The organism is Bacillus sp. FSL K6-0042, assembly GCF_038006685.1.
Lineage (GTDB): Bacteria > Bacillota > Bacilli > Bacillales > Bacillaceae_G > Bacillus_A > Bacillus_A pseudomycoides.
In genome coordinates this window covers 1,865,557-1,886,013 of sequence record NZ_JBBOVS010000001.1, presented here as the reverse complement: position 1 = coordinate 1,886,013, position 20,457 = coordinate 1,865,557, and the positions used below count along the sequence as shown (strand labels likewise).

General features: G+C 36.1%; 17 protein-coding genes. 13 read left to right on the top strand and 4 right to left on the bottom strand.

What is annotated here, in order from left to right:
* The first annotated feature begins 41 nt into the window (after nt 1-41).
* From MHH45_RS09825 to MHH45_RS09780, 10 genes are all read left to right on the top strand, one after another.
* Nucleotides 42-1,409, top strand: coding sequence for an aldehyde dehydrogenase (locus MHH45_RS09825; RefSeq protein WP_016113894.1), 1,368 nt, complete (start codon nt 42-44; stop codon nt 1,407-1,409).
* A 235-nt stretch (nt 1,410-1,644) separates the two neighbouring features.
* Entirely contained in the window at nt 1,645-2,628 is a 984-nt protein-coding gene (gene potA / locus MHH45_RS09820) for a spermidine/putrescine ABC transporter ATP-binding protein PotA (protein ID WP_088093984.1), read from the top strand.
* Nucleotides 2,625-3,470 carry a spermidine/putrescine ABC transporter permease PotB gene (gene potB / locus MHH45_RS09815; protein WP_016113896.1) on the top strand — a complete coding sequence of 282 codons (846 nt, stop codon included), beginning with the start codon at nt 2,625-2,627 and terminating at the stop codon, nt 3,468-3,470. Before potA ends, potB begins: the two co-directional genes overlap by 4 nt.
* A gap of 6 nt (nt 3,471-3,476) precedes the next feature.
* Complete coding sequence (gene potC, locus MHH45_RS09810) at nt 3,477-4,277, top strand: spermidine/putrescine ABC transporter permease PotC (RefSeq protein ID WP_016113897.1); 801 nt, start codon at nt 3,477-3,479, stop codon at nt 4,275-4,277.
* A 35-nt stretch (nt 4,278-4,312) separates the two neighbouring features.
* Nucleotides 4,313-5,362, top strand: a complete 1,050-nt coding sequence (locus MHH45_RS09805; protein ID WP_003196038.1) for a polyamine ABC transporter substrate-binding protein — start codon at nt 4,313-4,315, stop codon at nt 5,360-5,362.
* 410 nt (nt 5,363-5,772) lie between these two features.
* The gene (locus tag MHH45_RS09800; protein WP_016113898.1) at nt 5,773-6,420 is read left to right on the top strand and encodes a phosphatase PAP2 family protein; all 648 of its coding nucleotides are present in this window, start codon (nt 5,773-5,775) and stop codon (nt 6,418-6,420) included.
* Between the two features lie 324 nt (nt 6,421-6,744).
* Entirely contained in the window at nt 6,745-8,940 is a 2,196-nt protein-coding gene (locus MHH45_RS09795; RefSeq protein ID WP_016131258.1) for an MMPL family transporter, read from the top strand.
* A 346-nt stretch (nt 8,941-9,286) separates the two neighbouring features.
* Complete coding sequence (locus MHH45_RS09790; RefSeq protein WP_016113900.1) at nt 9,287-9,703, top strand: hypothetical protein; 417 nt, start codon at nt 9,287-9,289, stop codon at nt 9,701-9,703.
* A 100-nt stretch (nt 9,704-9,803) separates the two neighbouring features.
* On the top strand, nt 9,804-10,727 hold the full coding sequence (locus tag MHH45_RS09785; RefSeq protein WP_016113901.1) for an RluA family pseudouridine synthase: 924 nt from the start codon (nt 9,804-9,806) through the stop codon (nt 10,725-10,727).
* A gap of 90 nt (nt 10,728-10,817) precedes the next feature.
* On the top strand, nt 10,818-11,423 hold the full coding sequence (locus tag MHH45_RS09780; RefSeq protein ID WP_016113902.1) for a DUF1648 domain-containing protein: 606 nt from the start codon (nt 10,818-10,820) through the stop codon (nt 11,421-11,423).
* A gap of 367 nt (nt 11,424-11,790) precedes the next feature.
* Here the strand turns inward: MHH45_RS09780 and MHH45_RS09775 are convergent, their stop codons facing one another.
* The 4 genes from MHH45_RS09775 to MHH45_RS09760 all read right to left on the bottom strand — a co-directional run bounded on the left by MHH45_RS09775 (nt 11,791) and on the right by MHH45_RS09760 (nt 17,120).
* Nucleotides 11,791-12,618, bottom strand: a complete 828-nt coding sequence (locus MHH45_RS09775; RefSeq protein WP_088093985.1) for a CAP domain-containing protein — start codon at nt 12,616-12,618, stop codon at nt 11,791-11,793.
* A 458-nt stretch (nt 12,619-13,076) separates the two neighbouring features.
* Nucleotides 13,077-14,405, bottom strand: coding sequence for a (Fe-S)-binding protein (locus tag MHH45_RS09770; protein WP_088093986.1), 1,329 nt, complete (start codon nt 14,403-14,405; stop codon nt 13,077-13,079).
* Nucleotides 14,402-15,814 (bottom strand): glycolate oxidase subunit GlcD, encoded by a 1,413-nt coding sequence (glcD, locus tag MHH45_RS09765; RefSeq protein ID WP_088093987.1) that lies wholly within the window; start codon nt 15,812-15,814, stop codon nt 14,402-14,404. The genes MHH45_RS09770 and glcD overlap by 4 nt, the downstream gene beginning before the upstream one ends.
* A 190-nt stretch (nt 15,815-16,004) precedes the next feature.
* Entirely contained in the window at nt 16,005-17,120 is a 1,116-nt protein-coding gene (locus MHH45_RS09760) for a CdaR family transcriptional regulator (protein ID WP_088093988.1), read from the bottom strand.
* A 136-nt stretch (nt 17,121-17,256) separates the two neighbouring features.
* Between MHH45_RS09760 and MHH45_RS09755 the strand changes: the two genes are divergently transcribed.
* Genes MHH45_RS09755 through MHH45_RS09745 form a run of 3 tightly spaced genes read left to right on the top strand, consistent with a single transcriptional unit; the run spans nt 17,257 to nt 20,304 of the window.
* Nucleotides 17,257-18,234, top strand: a complete 978-nt coding sequence (locus tag MHH45_RS09755; RefSeq protein WP_016113907.1) for a YncE family protein — start codon at nt 17,257-17,259, stop codon at nt 18,232-18,234.
* The gene (locus MHH45_RS09750; RefSeq protein ID WP_016113908.1) at nt 18,231-18,902 is read left to right on the top strand and encodes a response regulator transcription factor; all 672 of its coding nucleotides are present in this window, start codon (nt 18,231-18,233) and stop codon (nt 18,900-18,902) included. Before MHH45_RS09755 ends, MHH45_RS09750 begins: the two co-directional genes overlap by 4 nt.
* Nucleotide 18,903: 1 nt before the next feature.
* Nucleotides 18,904-20,304: a sensor histidine kinase gene (locus tag MHH45_RS09745; RefSeq protein ID WP_016113909.1), complete on the top strand. Its 1,401-nt coding sequence runs from the start codon at nt 18,904-18,906 to the stop codon at nt 20,302-20,304.
* Nucleotides 20,305-20,457: the final 153 nt, after the last annotated feature.

The following is a 20,457-nucleotide window of genomic DNA, read 5'->3' as shown; positions in this document are numbered from 1 at the left end:
ATGTTGAAATAGCAATGTAAATATAGAAGGAGGGATAATAGATGGATATCACTTCTATTGTGAACGAGCAAAAGTCATATTTTTATAAAGGTCACACAAGAAATATAGAAGAAAGAAAGCAACATTTAAAAAGATTATATGAAGGGATTCAGCGTTTTGAATCTGATATTTTTCAAGCGTTAAAATTGGATTTAAATAAATCAGATCATGAATCATTTACGACAGAGGTTGGATACGTATTAAAGGAGATTTCCTTTTTAATGAAACATCTTTCTTCATGGAGTAAGCCAAAGCGCGTTCGTACAGCACTTACACACATTGGTTCGAAGGGGAAAGTCGTTCCAGAGCCTTACGGTGTTACTCTTATAATGGCTCCGTGGAATTATCCCTTTCAACTTGCGATTGCACCCCTTGTAGGGGCAATAGCCGCTGGAAACACGGTTGTATTAAAGCCGTCAGAATTGACACCTAATGTTTCTAGTCTTCTTGCAAATATGTTACAAGAGTTATTTCCGGCTGAACTTGTTGCGGTTGTTGAAGGCGGTATTGAGGAGAGTACAGCACTGTTAAAAGAGCCGTTTGATTATATTTTTTTCACCGGTAGCGTTGGAGTGGGTAAAATTGTTATGGAGGCGGCAGCTAAAAGTTTGATTCCCCTTACGTTAGAGCTTGGTGGAAAGAGCCCATGTATTGTGCATAATGATGCAAAGTTAGAAATAGCAGCAAGGCGCATAGTTTGGGGGAAATTCTTGAATGCGGGACAAACATGTGTTGCGCCTGATTACATATATGTTCATTCTTCTGTAAAAGAACAATTTATTGAAGCACTACGAATTGAAATTAAAAATCAATATGGCGAAAAACCACTGCAAAATGAAAATTACGTTCGGATTGTCAGTAAACGTCATTTTGAAAGATTATGTTCTTTCTTACAAGATGGCAGGGTGGAAATTGGTGGGAAATATAATGAAGAAACGCTGCATATTGAGCCTAGTATTGTAACGAATATTACATGGCAGGATTCCGTTATGGAAGATGAAATTTTCGGTCCAATTTTGCCGATTATAGAGTATGAGAAAATAGAAGACATCATTGAAAGAATTCAGCGACAACCTAAATCATTAGCTTTATATGTATTTTCAGAGAGTAAAGAAATTCAAAGACAAATTACACGTAATATCTCATATGGCGGTGGGTGTATAAATGACGTTGTATATCATCTTGCTACGCCATATCTACCCTTTGGTGGTGTTGGGAGCAGTGGATTAGGAAGTTATCATGGAAAACAAAGTTTTCGCACATTTTCACACTATAAAAGCATTTTGTCCCAATCTACAGTATTTGATATGAAAATTCGTTATTCTTCTACAAAAAGTGCTTTAAAATTCATACGAAAGTTGTTAAAATGATGATGGTGTTTATCAGTAGGCGTAGCCGTATGATAAAAACCCCTTCTCACCTGAAGGGGTTTTTCTGTTCGACATATGTATCATGGGAAAATGAATCAAACATACTACATAAAGAATAGATAAGGACGCTGTTAAACAATCGTTTTTGTTTGGATCGAAACAAAAGAATTGATAGAAAACTAATATTTATTCATGAATATAAAGATTAAAAATTTGAGGTAGATAGGACGGGAAAATGAAAAAGATTATTAAAGTTGAAGCAGTAGAAAAACATTTTGGAGATCAAGTGATTATACCACCTCTTTCTTTAGATATTAAAGAAGGAGAATTTTTAACAATTCTTGGACCGAGTGGGTGTGGTAAAACAACTTTACTTCGTATGATTGCAGGTTTTGAAACTCCTACAAAAGGGAATCTCTTACTTGACGAGGATAGAATTAACGATTTACCACCTTATAAGCGTCATATGAACCTAGTGTTCCAGCATTATGCATTATTTCCACATATGACGGTGGAGAAAAATATTTGTTTTGGTATGAAGATGCAAAAAGTATCAGCGGCAGAACAAAAAGAACGTGCAGAAGAAGCGATGCGCTTAACTCAGCTCCTTGAATTCCGTGATCGTAAGCCTACAAAACTTTCTGGTGGACAACAACAGCGTGTTGCAATTGCAAGAGCAATCGTAAATAATCCGCGTGTGTTATTACTGGATGAACCACTTGGAGCGCTTGATTTTAAGTTGAGAAAAGATTTGCAGCGTGAATTGAAAAATTTGCAGCGTAATTTAGGAATTACGTTCATTTATGTAACACATGATCAAGAAGAAGCAATGAGTATGAGTGATCGAATTGTTGTTATGAATAAAGGACATATTGAGCAAGTCGGAACGCCAAAGGAAATTTATAAAGAACCGAAAACATTGTTTGTTGCGACGTTCATTGGTGAAAATAATATTATAAAAAATGGGGAAAGCTACGTAGCAGTGCGCCCTGAAAATGTAAAAATACGTTCGGTTGAGCAACCGATTTTAAAAGAATACCATCTTGGGCATATTGAAGATGTTGAATTTGTTGGAAATATGGAAAAGCTTTATGTACGCGATGAAAAAACATCAGAACTATTAATGGCATATCAAACTGCCGAAGAAGCAGCGCAGTGGAGTATCGGTGATAATATATATGTAGGCTGGGAGCAAGAGGATGAGGTGACCTTAAATTGAAAAAAGGGAAACTACTCGCATTACCTACAGTTACATGGTTGCTAATCTTCTTTTTATTTCCGCTTGTATTCGTATTAGCATTTGCGTTCTTACAGCGCGGAGCATACGGGACAGTGGAAATGCAATTTACATTAGATAATATATCGCGCGTGTTTGATCCGTTGTATATGAATACATTATGGGAAACAGTGAAAATTGCAGTTATTACAACAGTACTTTGTTTACTCATTGGTTATCCATTTGCATATACAATTACAATTGTTGATCGTAAATATCGTTCTATTCTTCTATTATTAGCAACGATTCCGTTTTGGATTAACTTTCTTGTGCGCTCATATGCATGGATTGTTATTTTACGTTCACAAGGTCTTGTAAATACATTATTGCTGAAGTTAGGCATTATTAATGAACCTTTAAATTTATTATATAATACACCATCTGTAATATTAGGAATGGTATATTCTTTACTTCCATTTATGATTTTACCAGTGTATGCAGCGATTGAGCAGCTTGATAAACGTAAGTTAGAAGCAGCATATGATCTAGGGGCAACACCAATGAAGGCATTTTGGAATGTGACATTGCCAATGACGATGTCAGGGGTCGCTACTGGTTCGATTCTAGTATTTGTTTCATCTATCGGAATGTTTGTTGTATCAGACGTCATGGGTGGATCAAAAGTAGCATTGATCGGAAACGTGATTCAAAACCAATTCTTAGGTGCGCGTGACTGGCCATTTGGATCTGCATTATCAATGATTGTTGTTCTGTTCTCTGTTCTGTTAATTTACTTATATTATCGTGCGACGAAAGTATATAAATACGGAAACGGAGGGGAATAGACAAAGATGAAGAAGTTTTTAGTATCTTATTCTTGGTTGATTTTATTGTTCTTGTATTTTCCAATGATGGTTCTAATGGTATATTCTTTTAACGATTCGCGTATTAACGCAGAATGGGAAGGATTTACCTTCCATTGGTATACAGATTTGTTTCAAAAGCAAGATGTCATTGATGCATTTGTAAATAGTATTACAATTGCAATCGTGACGACAGTTGTGACAACGGTTCTTGGCGTGATTTTTGCTGTTGCATTACATCGTTATAAATATCGTTTTGAAGGAGCAATTAATGGTCTTGTATATTTACCGATTCTAATTCCAGATATCTTAATGGGATTATCATTACTCATTTTATTTAGTCAAATTGGGATGGAACTTGGACAAGTTACCATTATTATTGCACATATTACATTTAGTATTTCGTTTGTTGTTGTGATTTTAGCAGCACGTCTTTCTGGTATGGGACGTGATTTAGAAGAAGCGGCGAATGATTTAGGTGCAACCCCATGGCAAACGTTTCGTTATGTAACGCTTCCAGGAATTGCACCTGGGGTTATTTCAGCGGCATTATTAACATTTACATTATCAATCGATGATTTTGTGATTAGTTTCTTCGTGTCTGGACCAGGATCAACAACATTGCCATTATATATTTACAGTATGGTGAAACGCGGAGTAACACCTGAAATTAATGCTCTTTCTACAATATTAATTGTTGTTATTGTTGGATTAATGGTTGCATCGGAAATATTCCGTAATAAAGGTGCAGATGGTGAAGAAAACTCTGGAGGACATCTTCCATTATAAGAGAGAATTATAAAGAACGAGGAGGCAATGAATCGATGAAATGGATGAAAACAATAGCTGGTGCAGCAATTAGCTTCAGTCTTGTTGCCGGCGTACTTGCTGGCTGTGGTGAAAAGAAAGAAGAGCTAAATATTTATAGCTGGGCTGATAACTTTGATGAGCAAGTGTTAAAGGATTTTGAAAAAAAATATAACGTGAAAATTAACTATGATAAATACGCAAGTAATGAAGAAATGCTTGCGAAATTACAAGCTGGCGGTGCAAAATATGATTTAATTCAACCGTCAGATTACATGGTTAAAACGATGGCAAAAATGGATTTATTAGAGCCATTGGACAAGAAGAACATTCCAAATGTAAAAAATCTTGTTTCAAATTTTAAAACACCTTCATTTGATCCAGAGAATAAATACTCACTTGTATACACTTGGGGTGTAACAGGAATTGCTTACAATAAAAAGTATGTAAAAGAAGCGCCAACAAGTTGGAGCGACTTATGGAATGAGAAATATAAAGGACATGTTACTTTATTAAATGATTCTCGTGAAGTGTTAGGAGTGGGTCTGAAAAAGAACGGATTTTCAAACAGCACACAAAATGATGCAGAGTTAAAGACGGCAGCTGCTGACTTGCAAAAATTACTTCCTAACTTACTTGCATTTGATACAGATAATATTAAACAAAAGTTTATTACAGAGGATGCTTGGATTGGAACAGTCTGGTCTGGAGATGCAGCGTTCATTGCAAAAGATAATAAAGATGTAGAGTATGTTGTTCCAAAAGAAGGCGGTACAATTTGGGCGGATACATTAGCAATTCCAAAAGGTGCGAAACATAAAGATCTTGCCGAGAAGTTTATGAACTACTTAATGGATGAAAAAGTAAGTGTGAAAAACTATGAATCCATTGGATATAGTAATCCAAATGAAAAAGCATGGGAACTTCACAGTAAAGAGTATCGTGATAATCACATGATTTTCTTATCGAAAGACGAATTAGCTCGTACAGAGTGGCTTGTTGATGTAGACAATAAATTAAAAGAGTATGATCGTTACTGGACAGAGTTAAAAACAAAAGGAAAATAGAAACATAAAACTGAATCTTTTAGGTGGGAGAGAGGGTCCGGCCGGGCATAGAAGCGGTCAGATCCTTTTTTCGCCCCATGCGGTATGAAAACAGAAGGAGGGAATGAGTGGAAATCTCCTTTTGTTTTCATGGCCGTAACTTATATGTTGGAAATCAAAAATATGTAAACACAGATTAAAAAAACGACAGAAGACCTAATTTTTTAGGCGGGAGAGAGGGTCCGGCCGAGCATAGAAGGGGTCAGATCCTTTTTCAGTCCCATGCCGCGTGAAAACAAAGGGAGAAAATGAGTGGAGATTCCTTTTTATTTTCATAGCCGCGATTTATGTGTTGGAAAAACAAACTGGATATATAATAAAATGCGGTTTCTAAATAGGAACCGCATTTTTTCATAATAGGAGGAAAAAATTTGAAACGAAAATTACATCGATATGAGCTCGCTTGTATTCTCTTGTTGTTTGCTGCATTTGCTCTCATTGCTTGGAGAGTACAAGCAGATGGTGTAACAACACTTGATATATATGTGAAAGATTTTGTAAGAGGATTACAAACAGAGAGTTCACTTGCTTTTTTTACATATTTTACAAAAATAGGATCTGCAATTGGGATTATAAGCACGCTTATTCTTAGTCTGTTCGTGTTTTGGAAGAAACGTTACTATGCAGCGATGATTGTGTATCCTATGGCTGTGTTAATAACACATCTTGTAAATAAAGGAATAAAAGAAATTATGAAAAGAGACCGTCCGAGTTTAAATGAAGCGCTTGATGCCCTTGGATATAGTTTTCCAAGCGGCCATGCTATGCTATCAATGATTACGTATGGATTTCTTGCTTATATCATTGCTGCAAACGTAAAAAATGTGGCTGGGAAAGTTGTTATTACGATTGCGATGGCACTGCTAATCTTATGGATTGGATTAAGTAGAATTATTTTATCTGTACATTATCCGACTGATATTTTAGCCGGCTATTGTTTAAGTGGCATTGCATTAATTATCGCTATTTATTTTCATCGTTTATTTTCAGAGCGATTTGAAACGAATCAAGAGAGATGAGACACGTGCGAAAAGGCTCAGATTACTGGGTTTTTCGGACGTTTTTTTTCATACTAAAATCTCTAATTGATTATGGTAATATGTGCTAAAATATATATAAATCCAAATGAAAAAACCGACATAAACCATTTTTTAAGTAGGAGAGAAGATACGTCCGTGGATAAAAGCGGTCAGAGCCTTTTTCAGCCCCATGCCAAATGAAAACAGAAAGAGAAAACAAGTAGCGGTCACTTTTTGTTCTTCATCGCAGCAACTTATATGTCGGAAAATTAAAATGGATTTATATAGAAAGATTCACTAATTATATAAAGTAGGTGAAGATGTGTGAAGACAAATGTACATAAAATAGATAAATGGGGGAAATTCGGTAGCTTTCTTTATCAACTTCGCTATACAGTCATAATTACATTAGTTTTGTTAGCGATAGCACTCGGCATTTTCGCACCAAAACTTCCAGGGGTATTAGGGGGCGATGGTTTCCAAACAAAAGGAGACTATCAAACGACAAAAGCAATTTTAGATAAAGATTTTAAACAGTCTCAAGATACGCTCCTTCTTGTTTTCCAGAAGAATAAAGGAATCTCAAAAGAGGATTTTCAAAAAAGAATCGAAGACATTACAACAAGAATTCAAACGAAAGAAACGTATGATTCATTCCATCATCCATTAGAAAATAAGGAAATGTTACAAGACGATATTGCGTATGCGACAATTTTATTTTCCGGGAAAACAAGTAAAGAACGGAATGAAAAGACATTACAATTTGCAAAAGAAATAGAAAAGGAAAGTAACGATACTTTGAAAGTATCACCAACAGGCTTTCCAAAGATTAATGAAGAAATTAATGAGCGAACACAAAATGATTTGAAAGTAGCAGAAATGATCGGATTGCCAATTGCCTTTCTTGTACTACTATTTTCATTCGGTAGCTTGCTTGCTTCAATCTTGCCGATTTTAAATGGGGCGCTGAGTGTTATTAGTACAATGGGCATTTTATATTTTATTGGTGTAGATAAAGAGTTATCTATTTTTGTATTAAATGTTGCACCTATGATTGGGCTTGCGCTATCAATTGACTTTGCATTGCTGTTTGTGAATCGGTTTCGAGAGGAAGTGGCATATCGGACAGTAAAAGAGGCGATAGCTGTCACATATCAAACAGCGGGGCGTGCTATTGTATTTTCAGGGTTATGTGTTTTTGTTGGTTTATCCGGTTTGTTTTTCTTTGAAATTGATTATATTCAGTCTGTTGCGATTAGCGGGATGATTGTTGTTGTAATGAGTATGTTATTTTCACTTACACTTCTTCCGGCATTGTTATCGTTAATAGGGAAGCGAATCTTGAAAAGGGATCAAACTGCACCTCGCACTTCAAATATGTGGCGTAAGTTCGCTCAATTTGTTATGAAGCATCCTATTATGATGATTATCGTTGTTACATTGTTTATTATTGTCTGTTTGTTGCCGCTTCGCACTGCTAATCTGCAATTTCCTGGTGTAGAAGCATTGCCAGAGAAAAGTGATACACGAATTGCATATGAAAGGTATGAAGAGTCATTTAACAAAATTGTAAAAACACATGCTGATGTTACGCTAGTACTAGAGATGAAAAGTAATGTCATAGAGAAAGAAAATTTACAGAAGTTAGAAGATGTTATTCGAAAACTGAAAAAAGATAAGCATGTATATAAAGTAAAAAGTCTATATGATGAACTAAACGGTATGAAACCTGAACAGCTTGCTACATTGTTACAATCCCCACAGCGTACGCAAGTGGAACCTGTACTGGAAGCATATACAAAAGGAAATAAAACAACTCTTCAAATTTCCTTGGATACAAAGCCGAGAACGGAAACTGCGAAGCAATGGGTTCGTGATTTTAAAGACACGTATAAAGATGACAGTATTACGTATTATTTAGGTGGTATGACAACATTTCAACAAGAGTTAGAGGATGAAATTAAAGATAAAGTTGTGGTTGGGATGTCCGTCATATTCGGTTCCACTTTCTTGATTTTGCTCTTTGCATTCCGATCTATACTTATTCCAATTAAGGCCATTGTGATGAATGTACTTAGTTTAAGTGCAACCATTGGTATTGTGATTTGGCTATTTGAAGGTGGACATTTTGGATTGGAAGAAAGTTCAGTTTTATTCGTGTTACCAATCTTTATATTCGGCCTTGTGTTCGGCTTAAGTATGGATTATGAAGTATTTCTTATTTCTCGTATTCATGAATTGTATGAAGAGACAGGAGATAATGATACGGCAACGTTAGAAGGACTTGTATCAACGAGTCGTATCATTACATCAGCTGCTCTCATTATGATTGTTGTAACAGGAGCATTCGCATTTACTGATATTTTACCAGTAAAGCAAATGGGACTCGGTGTGGCACTTGCTATTTTTCTTGATGCAACAATAATTCGACTTATGCTTGTACCAAGTTTAATGAAAATGTTCGGAGATTGGAACTGGTGGCTGCCGTTTCGAAAGAAAAAAGTAAAATCATCGGATTAAAAAAGCGCTCATCTTGTAGAGAGACCACTGAAAAACGGAAGTTTTTCAGTGGTCTTTTTTGATCCGCCATTCTTTCCATATATATTCATTTTGATTTACTGACATATCAATCGCGGATATGAACACAAAAGCGGATTTCCTCTCATTTCCTCCCTTTTTTTACACGGCATGGGGCGAAAAAAGGTACTAACCGCCTCTGTGCATGATCGGATCCTCCCTCTCACCCAAAAAGAAAAGTTTTTTAGCAGTTTCTCTTATAGGATGAGCGCTTTTTTATGAATAGCATCACCCTCTTTTTGCAAATAGTATGTGGTAAGAACAATACATATAAAAGCAGGTGAAGACAATGTTTCGCTATTTTAAATTTAAGTTAAATGATACTGTACAGTTTGCAGAAAATGATGGGCACATGTATCGCATTGTCGGCTATAGACTAGAAAAAGGGTTTTACCCAAAAGATGAATGGACTCATATTATTTATGAATTACTGAGGGAATTTGATGGGTACACAATGGATGCTGAAGAAGAGGAACTTGTGAAAGTAATTCAAGTGGAGGAAGAATATTATAAAATACATGAGATGTCCGGTTATCGGTACCCGGTGAAAATGAAATCGAAGCCAAAAGTTTCTCAGGAAGAAACGATAGATGATTTATTAGATGCTTACAATGACTACAAGCGATTAGCAGATTTTTTTAAAGATTTATCTTATGAGCAAAAAGCAGAACAAATGTTACGAGAAATAAAGAAATTACGTGCTTAGAGGGCAGTCTATTATGTAGACTGTCTTTTGCTTTAAACAATGCATAATGAATCATTTTCCGTTACAATAGTAGAATCAATAGAAATAAGGTGGATAAAGCATGGAAATGAAAAGAAAGGGAGAATGGTGCGAAATTACGGTTCCTGCTAAATGGAGCGGTATCAGCATTGATTCTTTGTTAAAAGAAGAATGGGGCGTCCCCAAAAAACTATTACATCAACTTCGTATGGAAAAAGGTATCATCGTCAATGGAGAACGAAAACGATGGAGTGAACCTTTAGCAGAAGGAGATAAATTGCAAGTTCATATGTTTATCCAGGAAGAATATGGTGTCCAGCCGGAGTTCGGTGATTTAGAAGTGATATTTGAAGACGATCACGTATTAATTGTAAATAAACCTGTGCATATGGATACGCATCCTTCTAGCAAAGGTGGAACAGGAACACTTGCAAACTTTGTTGCTTTTCATTTACAAATGCAAGGTGTGGAGACGAAAGTACGGCATATTCATCGATTAGATAAAGATACAACGGGTGGCGTTGTATTTGCAAAACATGGGATAGCTGGTGCTATTATGGATCGGTTATTAATGGAGCGTAACATTAAAAGAACGTATTTGGCATTGGTTGAAGGGAAAGTAAAAAAGAAGCAAGGGATAATTGACGCAGCGATTGGAAGAGATCGACATCATGCAACGAGGCGTCGTGTGTCTCCAAAAGGTGATCAAGCGGTAACGCATTATCGGGTAGAGAAATATTTTAAGCATCAAGATGTAACGCTTGTAACATTACAATTAGAGACAGGAAGAACACATCAAATTCGCGTTCATATGAGTCATAGTGGTCATCCACTGATTGGTGATACGTTATATGGTGGACAATCCACATATATGTCAAGTCAAGCCTTACATGCTATGCGGATTGTTTTTTTACATCCAATTACAAAAGAAGAGTTAACAGTAGAGGTTCCACTTCCTAGCTATTTAAATAACATCATGGAATCTTTTAAAATGTCGAATAAATAAAGTTTTTCTGTTTAGTTGAGAAAGATATTTTTTGCAGGAAATTTTTTGTGAAAACCGAAGCCGTAAATAGAAAAGAGAGGTGAAGATTACTTGGTAAGATATAAATATATTATGGGTATATTTCTTGCTGGCCTTCTATTTACGTTGTTTCTATATCCAAATTTACCGAATTATCTAGCGGTGCACTGGAATCAGAATGGTGAACCAAATGAATATGCGAGGAAGCAAGTTGTGGTATTATTTATTCCTTGTCTTATTGTTTTTTTTCATGGTCTGTTGTATATAATCTCACGTTACGTATATAAGTTGAATGAGAATGACCACTATATTGTAATGAGATTTAAAGAGAATGTATCGCTATTTTTATTATTTATTCATATGTTTATTCTTGCTATTGGCACTGGAATAGATATACCATTTCAAACGGGTCTTATAATAGGGATTAGTGGGTTTCTTTTTATGGTTAGTAAAGGATTTAAAAAAGGAAGAAAAAAAGAAGAGGAGCCGATTGTGTTACAGAAAATACGTTTGTTTAGTCAGCGTATTTTTCAATACATGTCGCTTATCATATTAATTTGTTTGTTTTTGAAACTACAATGGGGATTTTATCTACTAATCGGTGTGATTAGCTGTGGGTCTATTGCTTTTATGTGTTGTATTTTGTATTCATATATACTAGAAAATTATGAAACATAAAGTAAAACTTTAATCAGTGGGAGGCTTCTTTATTCCCCCGCTGATTATCAGCCCTCATCAATCGGGCTTTTACGGGCAGTTGATCCCAAAACCTAACGTCTTGTTTTCGCTGGATTTTGAGGTGGGGGTCTTACTGCTCGCGAATAGAGGGAAAAAAGGAGTCTTCTGTAATAGGAGACTCCTTATATATATAAATCCACTTTGATTTTCCAATATATAAGTCGCTGCTATGAAGAACAAAAGGAGACTTGTACTCATTGTCTCCTTTTGGTTTCACATGGCATGGGACAGAAAAAGGATCCGACCGCTTCTATGTACGGCCGGATCCTCTCTCCCCCTCTAAAAAGAAAGGTTTTAATTCATATACTTACTTCGTGATAAATTGTTGTGTCCAGTAGTTTCCACTTTCAACATAACCAACACCGATGTGAGTGTAACCACTATTTAAAATATTTGCACGGTGACCTTCACTATTCATCCAAGCTTGTACAACTTCTTCTGGTGTACGTTGGCCTTGTGCGATGTTTTCACCTGCAGATTTATAAGAAATACCGAACTTCTTCATCATATCGAATGGAGATCCGTATGTTGGGCTAGTATGATCGAAGTAGTTATTTTTTTGCATATCTTCAGATTTAGTACGTGCAACTTTACTTAATTCAGCGTCAACTTTTAATGCTGGTAAGCCTTGTTTTGCACGCTCAGCATTTGTTAATTCAACAACGCGTTGTTCAAATTCGCTTAAAGAGCCTTTTGCTTCTTCAGCTGGCTTATTTTCAGCAGGTTTTTGTGCTTCATTGTTATTAGTATTGTTGTTGTTGTTGTTGTTATTTTCAGCTGGCTTTTGAGCCTCTGGTTTTGCTGTTTCTTCAGCCGGTTTTTGTTCTACCGGTTTAGTAGTTTCTGGTTTAGTAACCTCTGGTGTAGTAGGTACGTTTGGTTGCTGACCAGGAATGAAGCAGTTACCTTGCTGGAATTTTACTTGATTCCATTGTGCTAGAGAGTTAATTCCCATAGATTGTAAGTATTTTTGTAATTCTTGTTGATTCATATGTTGCATAAAGACTTTAGATTGCTGAATATTTTGAACTTTTATTGTAGATGGTTGTACCGTTGCTGCCTGGGCACTAAGAGTAGATGCTCCGAATGTAAATGCAGTTGCTGCTGCTACAGATAATAAAACACGCTTTTTCATGATATGTGTCCCCCTATGTAAAAGTTTTTTAACTGTTCTCACACAGATTTATTTTTGACAGCCTGTCCGACTGACAAATTCATCGTAGCATACAAATTGCCGGAAAAAAGATGGAAAAAAATACATAGACTATAAAATTACCTATTTTATCCTAGATTTCAATATGAGGTGGAATGCGAGAAAACTAGATTGTAAAAGGAATTTTCAGCATTTCCTGCTTTGCTTATAGAGGTAATATTTTGGTTATAATTACCTATTTAGGAAAGATGAAAACCATTCACACCAAGGGTTTCACCATTTTTTTGAGGGATATAATGGATGCTTTTTTACAAGGCTGTAATCTTTTTGTTGTTCTTTTTTTATAGACGGTAACATATTTTTAATCTTGTAGTGAATAAAAAAGCGGCTATCTCTTTACATAGAAGAAAGAGATAGCCGTTTTCACATTGTTACATATATTACGAGTTTGATTCAATTGCTTCTAATAATAAATCTACAATATGAATACCTCTCATTTTATGAGAAAGCTTTTCGCGTTCAATGCCGAGTTTCATTTGTAGTAAGCACCCTGGATTTGCAGTGACAATTGTTGTTGCATCGGTTTCATGAACACGTTCCATTTTGTAATCTAAAAATTCCATGGATAATTCCGAATGTACAATATTATAAATACCAGCAGAACCGCAGCAACGATCCGCTTCTTTCATTTCACGATATGTCACACCTTGAATTGCTTGTAAGAGCATACGAGGTTGAGAAGATGTCCGCATGACATTACGCAAGTGACAAGAGTCTTGATACGTAATAATTTGCGGAGGAAGGCGTAAATCAGTTCGTTTATGAAAATCTAATTCTACTAAAATAGCAGTGATATCTTTTATTTTCGCAACAAATTGTTTTGCGCGTTCTGCCCATTTTGGATCATCTTTTAATAAGTAGTCATAATCTACGAGATACGCGCCGCAACCACCGGCGTTTGTAATAATATAATCAACTTTTAAATCTTCAAAGGCTTGGATGTTTCGTTTTGCAAGCTCTTTTGCGCCACCTTTTTCCCCGGCATGACCATGTAGTGCTCCGCAGCAACTTTGTTCTTTTGGGATCACAACATCACAGCCAGCAAGCTGAAGGAGTTTCATCGTAGCGTTGTTTGTTTCCAAAAACATTGTATCCATTAAACAGCCAGTAAAGAAAGCAACACGTTTTTTCTTTGTTGTTTCAGCTGGTAAAAATTTAGGGCGATTTTTCATTTCTTTCATCTTAGGTACTTTTGGTAAGACGAGATCCATTGTTGCGAGTGTTTCTGGGAACAACTTCATAATGCCTGTTTTATGTGTTAACGTTTGTAAGCCAGAGCGTTGATAAAAGTCGATTAGTCCTGTTAATGCTCGCATGCGATTTTGGTGAGGAAATAAGCCCTCGAATACAATTTTGCGAACAGCTTTGACTGGCATAGAGAACTTTTTATTTTGATTCATAATATCGCGTGCTTCTTCTAATAAATGTCCGTAATTTACGCCAGATGGGCAAACAGGTTCACAAGCGCGGCACCCAAGGCAAACATTTAATGTGTTTTCAACATCTTCATCCGGCTCAATTAATCCATCGACAACGCCCTTCATTAAAGCGATACGACCGCGCGGGGAATGAGACTCTTTATATCCAGATTGAATATAGGTAGGACAAGTTGGTAAACAAAATCCACATCGCATACAGTTTAATAATTCATCTTCATTCAGGCGTTCTTTAAATTCTTTTTGAATCTGTTCCTTATTTAATGTTGTCATCTTTCTACCACCACTCTTTTACGAGAGTCCTTGGCAAACATTTTTCCAGGATTCATAATGTTATGTGGATCGAAAGCTTGCTTAATACCTTTCATAGCAGCGATGCCTTCTTTTCCTAATTTCAACTCTAAATAAGGAGCTTTCATGGCACCAACGCCATGTTCACCTGTAATGGTACCACCAAGTTCAATTGCCTTTTCGAAAATTTCTGCAAAGGCTTGTTCAGCACGGTGCATTTCTTCAGCATTACGAGCATCGGTCATACATGTTGGATGTAAGTTTCCATCACCAGCATGCCCGAATGTACAAATAGAAATATCATATTTTTTAGCGATGGCATTAATTGCTTCAACCATAGGAGCAATTTGAGAACGTGGTACAGTAGCATCTTCTAAAATTGTGGTAGGTTTCAGTCTTGCTAAAGCAGAGAGCGCACTGCGACGCGCTGTACGGAGTGCATCTGCTTCTGTTTCATCCTTTGCAACACGAACATCAACCGCATGCATAGAACGGCAAACTTCAGCCATTTTTTCAATATCGCGGTTCACAACTTCAGGAGAGCCATCTTGTTCGATTAGGAGAATTGCTTTTACATCTGTTGGTAAACCAATCTGTGCAAATTCTTCTACCACTTCAATTGTTGGTTGATCTAAAAATTCAAGTGTTGCTGGAATAATTTTATTGGCAATAATTGCTGATACAGCACGAGCAGCTTCATTGATGTCTTGATATAATGCAAGCATTGTTTTCTTTGTTTCAGGCATTGGAACAAGTTTTAAAATGGCTTCTGTTACAACACCAAGTGTGCCTTCAGAGCCGATGAATAGGCGAGTTAAATCATAGCCAGCTACATCTTTTGCTAATTTACCACCGGTGCGAATGATATCACCATTTGGCAAGACAATCTCAAGGCCCATAACATAATCTCGTGTTACACCGTATTTTAAACCGCGTAAGCCACCGGAATTTTCATTGATATTCCCACCGATTGTAGAAATCTTCATAGAGCTTGGATCTGGTGGATAAAATAGCCCTTTTTCTTCCACTGCTTTAATAATATCAAGTGTAATGACACCAGCTTGCACGGTAATTGTTAAGTTTTCTTCATCTATTTCTAAAATATGATTCATATGGCGGAAGAGAAGAACAACTCCGCCTTCAAGTGGACATGTTCCTGCGCAAAGGTTTGTTCCAGAGCCCCGAACGTAAACTGGAACTTTATGATCGTTACATACTTTTAATATTTCAGCTACTTCGTTCGTATTGCGTGGTGCGACAACCGCATCAGGCATCGCTTGGAAATTTGGAGTTGCATCGTAACTATACGTTAAACGTCCCATGTTGGATGTATCTACATTATCTTTGCCAACAATAGATACGAACGAATCAATAATATGTTGTTCTAACATTAGAAAATCCCCCTCAAACTGTTAACTTGTTTATCCTATTCATAAGAGTTTGACTCATTTCATTATTCAGTGGTGTGTTGCAAAGAAAATTACTGATAGTAAGAAAATAAGAATATACACGTTGTAACAGTGTTTTCATTATAATCATAAAAAAGTAGGGGGTTTCTTTCTATGTATAATTAACTAAAGATTAATTGATTTTACTGTCTTTTTTTGTATGATTATCTAATAAAAGCAGTGCAAAGTATAAAATGATTAAATCTTTAAATTGTTTTGGGGCAAGTCCTGTGTAATCTTCTATTTTTTTAAGTCTGTAATGTAATGTATTAATATGAATGTGTAACATTTCTGCTGTTTGTTTATAGGATTGATTATGATCGATAAATAAGCGTAGTGTTTGCATGAGTTCAGTTGCAGGTAGCAAGCGATAAATGGTGCGTTGAAGAAATTCTTCGCGAGTGTCAGCGGTAATATCTTGTAAACACATTTCTAAACGTAAATCTTCATTAAATATAATGCCTTTCGTTTCAAAGGCAACCGAAAGCGCACGCAATGCTTGTTCGTATGATACATGCATTTCATTTGGCATTACTGTTTGTCCAATACCAATATATAGTGTAATCGGAAATAAAGATTCACAATCGTGTTTCAATTTCTTTAAAAATTGAAACATTCTTTTCTTTGCTTCCATTGCTGTAAATAGTATGAAACGATCATTTCCCCAGCGTACAAATAGTTCCTCTTTAGCTAACAAGTTACGAATATGCTGCCAAATTTTTCGTTGTAGCATCGTATCATCTTGATCAATTGAAAATAAAATAAGTTGTTTTTTCTTATGTAAATCAATACCGAGTGTTTTCGCACGGTCGAGAAAACTAGGAGACCAATCATTGCTTTGTAACCAATCAAAAACAAAAGCTTCATATGAACGTTGTTCTAGTTCTAGTTGTTCTAAAAAATAATTTTCATGAATTAATAATTCGGTCATTTTTCGTAATATTTCGCCGTATTGTGAAATGCTTTCAGGTTCACCTGTAATACCAATAACGCCGATTACTTCATCATGGAAAAGGAGAGGCAGATTCATTCCTGCTTTTACTCCTTGTAAATACCGCTCATCTTCTTTTGTAATAATGACAGTTTTCTTTTCTTTCGCACAGCGAAGAGCACCTTCATGAAATTGTCCAATGCGTGCTGCATTTGTGCTAGCGATAATTGTACCTTGTATATCAATTATTATAATACTTTCAGTAATTAGCCTTCGAACTTCACGGACAATTTTGTTTGCTAAATCGGGAAAAAGCATAATTTGCACACCTCTAGTTCTATTTGTTGTACATTATATATGTAGTTTTATTAAGATAGGAAGATTTCACACTTTCCTCACAAATATTTGCTATTTTACAATTATAACGAAATCATCTAAAGATGGAGGGAATCTTTTGAAGAAATACTTTTTTCTGCTATGTTTTTTGTTTCTGTTAGCAGGATGTCAGGGGAATTCATATACACCGATTGCTAAAAATAAAAGTATCATCATAACAACAAATATTAAAGAAGGTAGCGTTAGTTTTATTGATGAAAAGTCGAAAAAGACATTAACAACATGGGAATTAAAAGAACCTATTACAGGAATCGTGCTGCTGCCAAGTGGGGAAGACATGCTTGTATATGGTAAGCAGTTAGAATATGTATATATATACTCGTTAACAAAAGGAAACGAAGTGAACAAATGGAAAACGGGAAAAGGAATTACGAATGTCATCGTATCAATTGATGGAAAACAATTATTTATGGCTGATCAAAATGAACAAAAAGTGCGATTATTTACAATAAATGGAAAAGAGACAGGGGGTGTTTCGGTAGGAAAAGGTCCGCTAACAATGGTGCAGAATGATAAACAATTACATGTATTAAATTTTTATGATACACAGTTATCAACAATTGACTTAGACCAAAAGAAAGTTGTGCATTCATTTATGGTACCACCAGCATCAACAGGGGCAATGGTCAGCGCTGATGGAAAGGAAATATGGATTGGTGGACATGGAGATGGGAAGCAAGTGAATGAGAAAGTATTGGTTTATTCTTTAGCAGATGGACAGATGGTTCGCTCTTTACATGCACCATTTATGCCAGTTAGTCTTGCAGGAGATGAAAAATTCGTGTATGCATTAAGTCATGGATCAAATACATTAAGAAAATTTGATGCGCGAACATATCAAGAAGTAGGAGCTCTTGAGGCAGGATCTAATCCATTTGCTTTTTTGAAAAGTGGGAAAGAAGGTTATGTAGCTAGCTATGATAGTAATGAAGTGTATGTAATTGATATTCAGAAAATGAAGGTGAAACAAACGATTGCGGTTGGAAAGGGACCGTTTCAACTTACGCAGCGAGAAGGGAGAGAGGGAGAGAGATGAACAAACATAAAGTGTTACTTGTAGATGATGAAAGTGATATGAGACAGCTTGTTGGCATGTATTTAGATAATTTCGGATATGAATGGGGAGAAGCAGAGAACGGAAAAGATGCACTTCATATGCTTGATACAGATCATTACGATTTTGTTATTTTAGATATTATGATGCCACAGATGGATGGAATTTCAGTCTGTAAAGAAATTCGAAAAATATCGGATGTACCGATTATTTTTTTAACAGCAAAAGGAGAAGAATGGAACCGCGTTAATGGTTTGCGGATGGGAGCGGACGATTATATTGTAAAGCCATTTAGTCCAGGTGAGCTCGTTGCTCGTATGGAAGCTGTATTAAGAAGATATACGAAGCAAGAACAACAAGAAGAACTTCAATTTGGTCCAATCGTAATTAACGAAAAAAGTCGCCGAATTGAAATAGACGGAGAGCCTATTTCTCTTACTGTAAAAGAGTTTGATCTACTTTATTTTCTTTGTGGGCATAATGGACAAGTGTTTAGTCGTGAGCAATTACTTGAAAAAGTATGGGGATATGATTACGCAGGAAGTACGAGAACGGTAGATACACATGTGAAAACGATGCGTTTAAAACTTGGAGAAAGTGGAAACTACATTCAAACAGTTTGGGGTGTAGGTTATAAATTTGAGGTGTAACATGTTTACGATGGTACAAAAGCTTTGGCTTACGGTGGTATGTGCAGTATGTGTAACAGTTTCTTTTCTTTATTTCGTGTCCTTATATTCATATGAAAAGTTATATGTTCAAAACATTGAAGATTCGTTAGTAATGGAAGGGAAAAGGCTCGTATCGCAATATAAAAAGGACGAGGGTACGTTAGCGTTTGGAGAGAAAGTTCAGGCATTTGATCGTATCTCGAGTGCGGATGTACTTTTTGTTAGTAATCCTCGTGATTTAAGTGCTTGTATACCTTTTGATGTACATCATCATTCCCTTATTAGTGAGAGTGATAGACAAACATTGTTAGATGGAAAGACCGTTACGAAGGTTGGATATGAAGAACATTTCGAGCGTAATATTATGGGAGTTGTCATTCCTGTTTTAGAAGAAAAGAAATTAGTTGGGATTGTGTACTCATATATTCCATTAAAGAGTATTAAAGATTTAATCTATGATATGGGACTTATTTTAGCGCCATTAGCTTTCGTTATGATTTTACTTACAATATGGATTGGTAGAAAAATTATTATTGCGATTACAAAACCGCTCTCACAAATGGAACGGGTTGCAAATCATATGGCAACAGGAGATTTTTCTGAGCGTATTACGATTTCGTCGGAAGATGAAATCGGACGTTTAGGGAAAGCGTTTAATAAAATGGCAAATTCATTAGAAATGGAAGATGTCAAACGTAAGGAATTTTTAGCAAATGTTTCTCATGAACTGCGGACGCCACTGAGTTATATTAAGGGGTATAGTGAAGCGATATTAGATGGGATCGCAAAGGGACAGCAACAATCAAAATTTACACAGCTCATTCATAAAGAAGCTGGTCGTATGCAACGGCTTGTTCATGATTTATTGGATTTGGCGCAACTTGAAGGAGACCATTTTCCATTAAAAAAACAACCGATTGTATTTGCGCAGCTTATTGAAGATGTATTAGAAACGTACGAATTGAAATGTATGGAAAAAGAGCTGTATATTTCAACGGATCTTGATCCAGATATTATTGTAACGATTGATGAGGATCGGATGCAACAGGTGCTTCATAACTTGCTAGACAACGCTATTCGTTATACAAATCAAAATGGAAACATTTCTATACAATTGCAGAAAAAAGATAGGCAGTGTGAATTGAAAATAAAGGATACGGGAATTGGTATTGATGTTGAGTATTTAGAGCAGCTTGGCGAACGTTTCTATCGGGTTGATAAAGCGCGAAGTCGTAGGCATGGTGGAACAGGTCTTGGTCTTGCGATTGTCAAACAAATCGTGCATATCCATGATGGAGAATGGCGAGTCGAAAGTGAAAAAGGGAAGGGAACAACAGTTATTATAAAATTACCTGCGAATGAAGAAGGAAGTATGTTTTAGTTGTCAATTTCCCCACTTAAACGTAACACGTTTTGAAGTGGGGGGTCTTACTATCCGTGGATAGAGGGGGAAATAGGAAATTAAGGAGAATAATACCAGATTAAATACCAGTTACAACCCGCTACTGGGTATAATATCCATTAATTCCCTCCA

Coding starts and splice junctions, on each gene's coding strand:
- MHH45_RS09825 (WP_016113894.1), top strand. CDS start 42: ATGGATATCACTTCTATTGTGAACGAGCAAAAGTCATATTTTTATAAA.
- potA (WP_088093984.1), top strand. CDS start 1,645: ATGAAAAAGATTATTAAAGTTGAAGCAGTAGAAAAACATTTTGGAGAT.
- potC (WP_016113897.1), top strand. CDS start 3,477: ATGAAGAAGTTTTTAGTATCTTATTCTTGGTTGATTTTATTGTTCTTG.
- MHH45_RS09805 (WP_003196038.1), top strand. CDS start 4,313: ATGAAATGGATGAAAACAATAGCTGGTGCAGCAATTAGCTTCAGTCTT.
- MHH45_RS09790 (WP_016113900.1), top strand. CDS start 9,287: ATGTTTCGCTATTTTAAATTTAAGTTAAATGATACTGTACAGTTTGCA.
- MHH45_RS09785 (WP_016113901.1), top strand. CDS start 9,804: ATGGAAATGAAAAGAAAGGGAGAATGGTGCGAAATTACGGTTCCTGCT.
- MHH45_RS09775 (WP_088093985.1), bottom strand. CDS start 12,618: ATGAAAAAGCGTGTTTTATTATCTGTAGCAGCAGCAACTGCATTTACA.
- MHH45_RS09770 (WP_088093986.1), bottom strand. CDS start 14,405: ATGACAACATTAAATAAGGAACAGATTCAAAAAGAATTTAAAGAACGC.
- glcD (WP_088093987.1), bottom strand. CDS start 15,814: ATGTTAGAACAACATATTATTGATTCGTTCGTATCTATTGTTGGCAAA.
- MHH45_RS09760 (WP_088093988.1), bottom strand. CDS start 17,120: ATGCTTTTTCCCGATTTAGCAAACAAAATTGTCCGTGAAGTTCGAAGG.
- MHH45_RS09750 (WP_016113908.1), top strand. CDS start 18,231: ATGAACAAACATAAAGTGTTACTTGTAGATGATGAAAGTGATATGAGA.
- MHH45_RS09745 (WP_016113909.1), top strand. CDS start 18,904: ATGTTTACGATGGTACAAAAGCTTTGGCTTACGGTGGTATGTGCAGTA.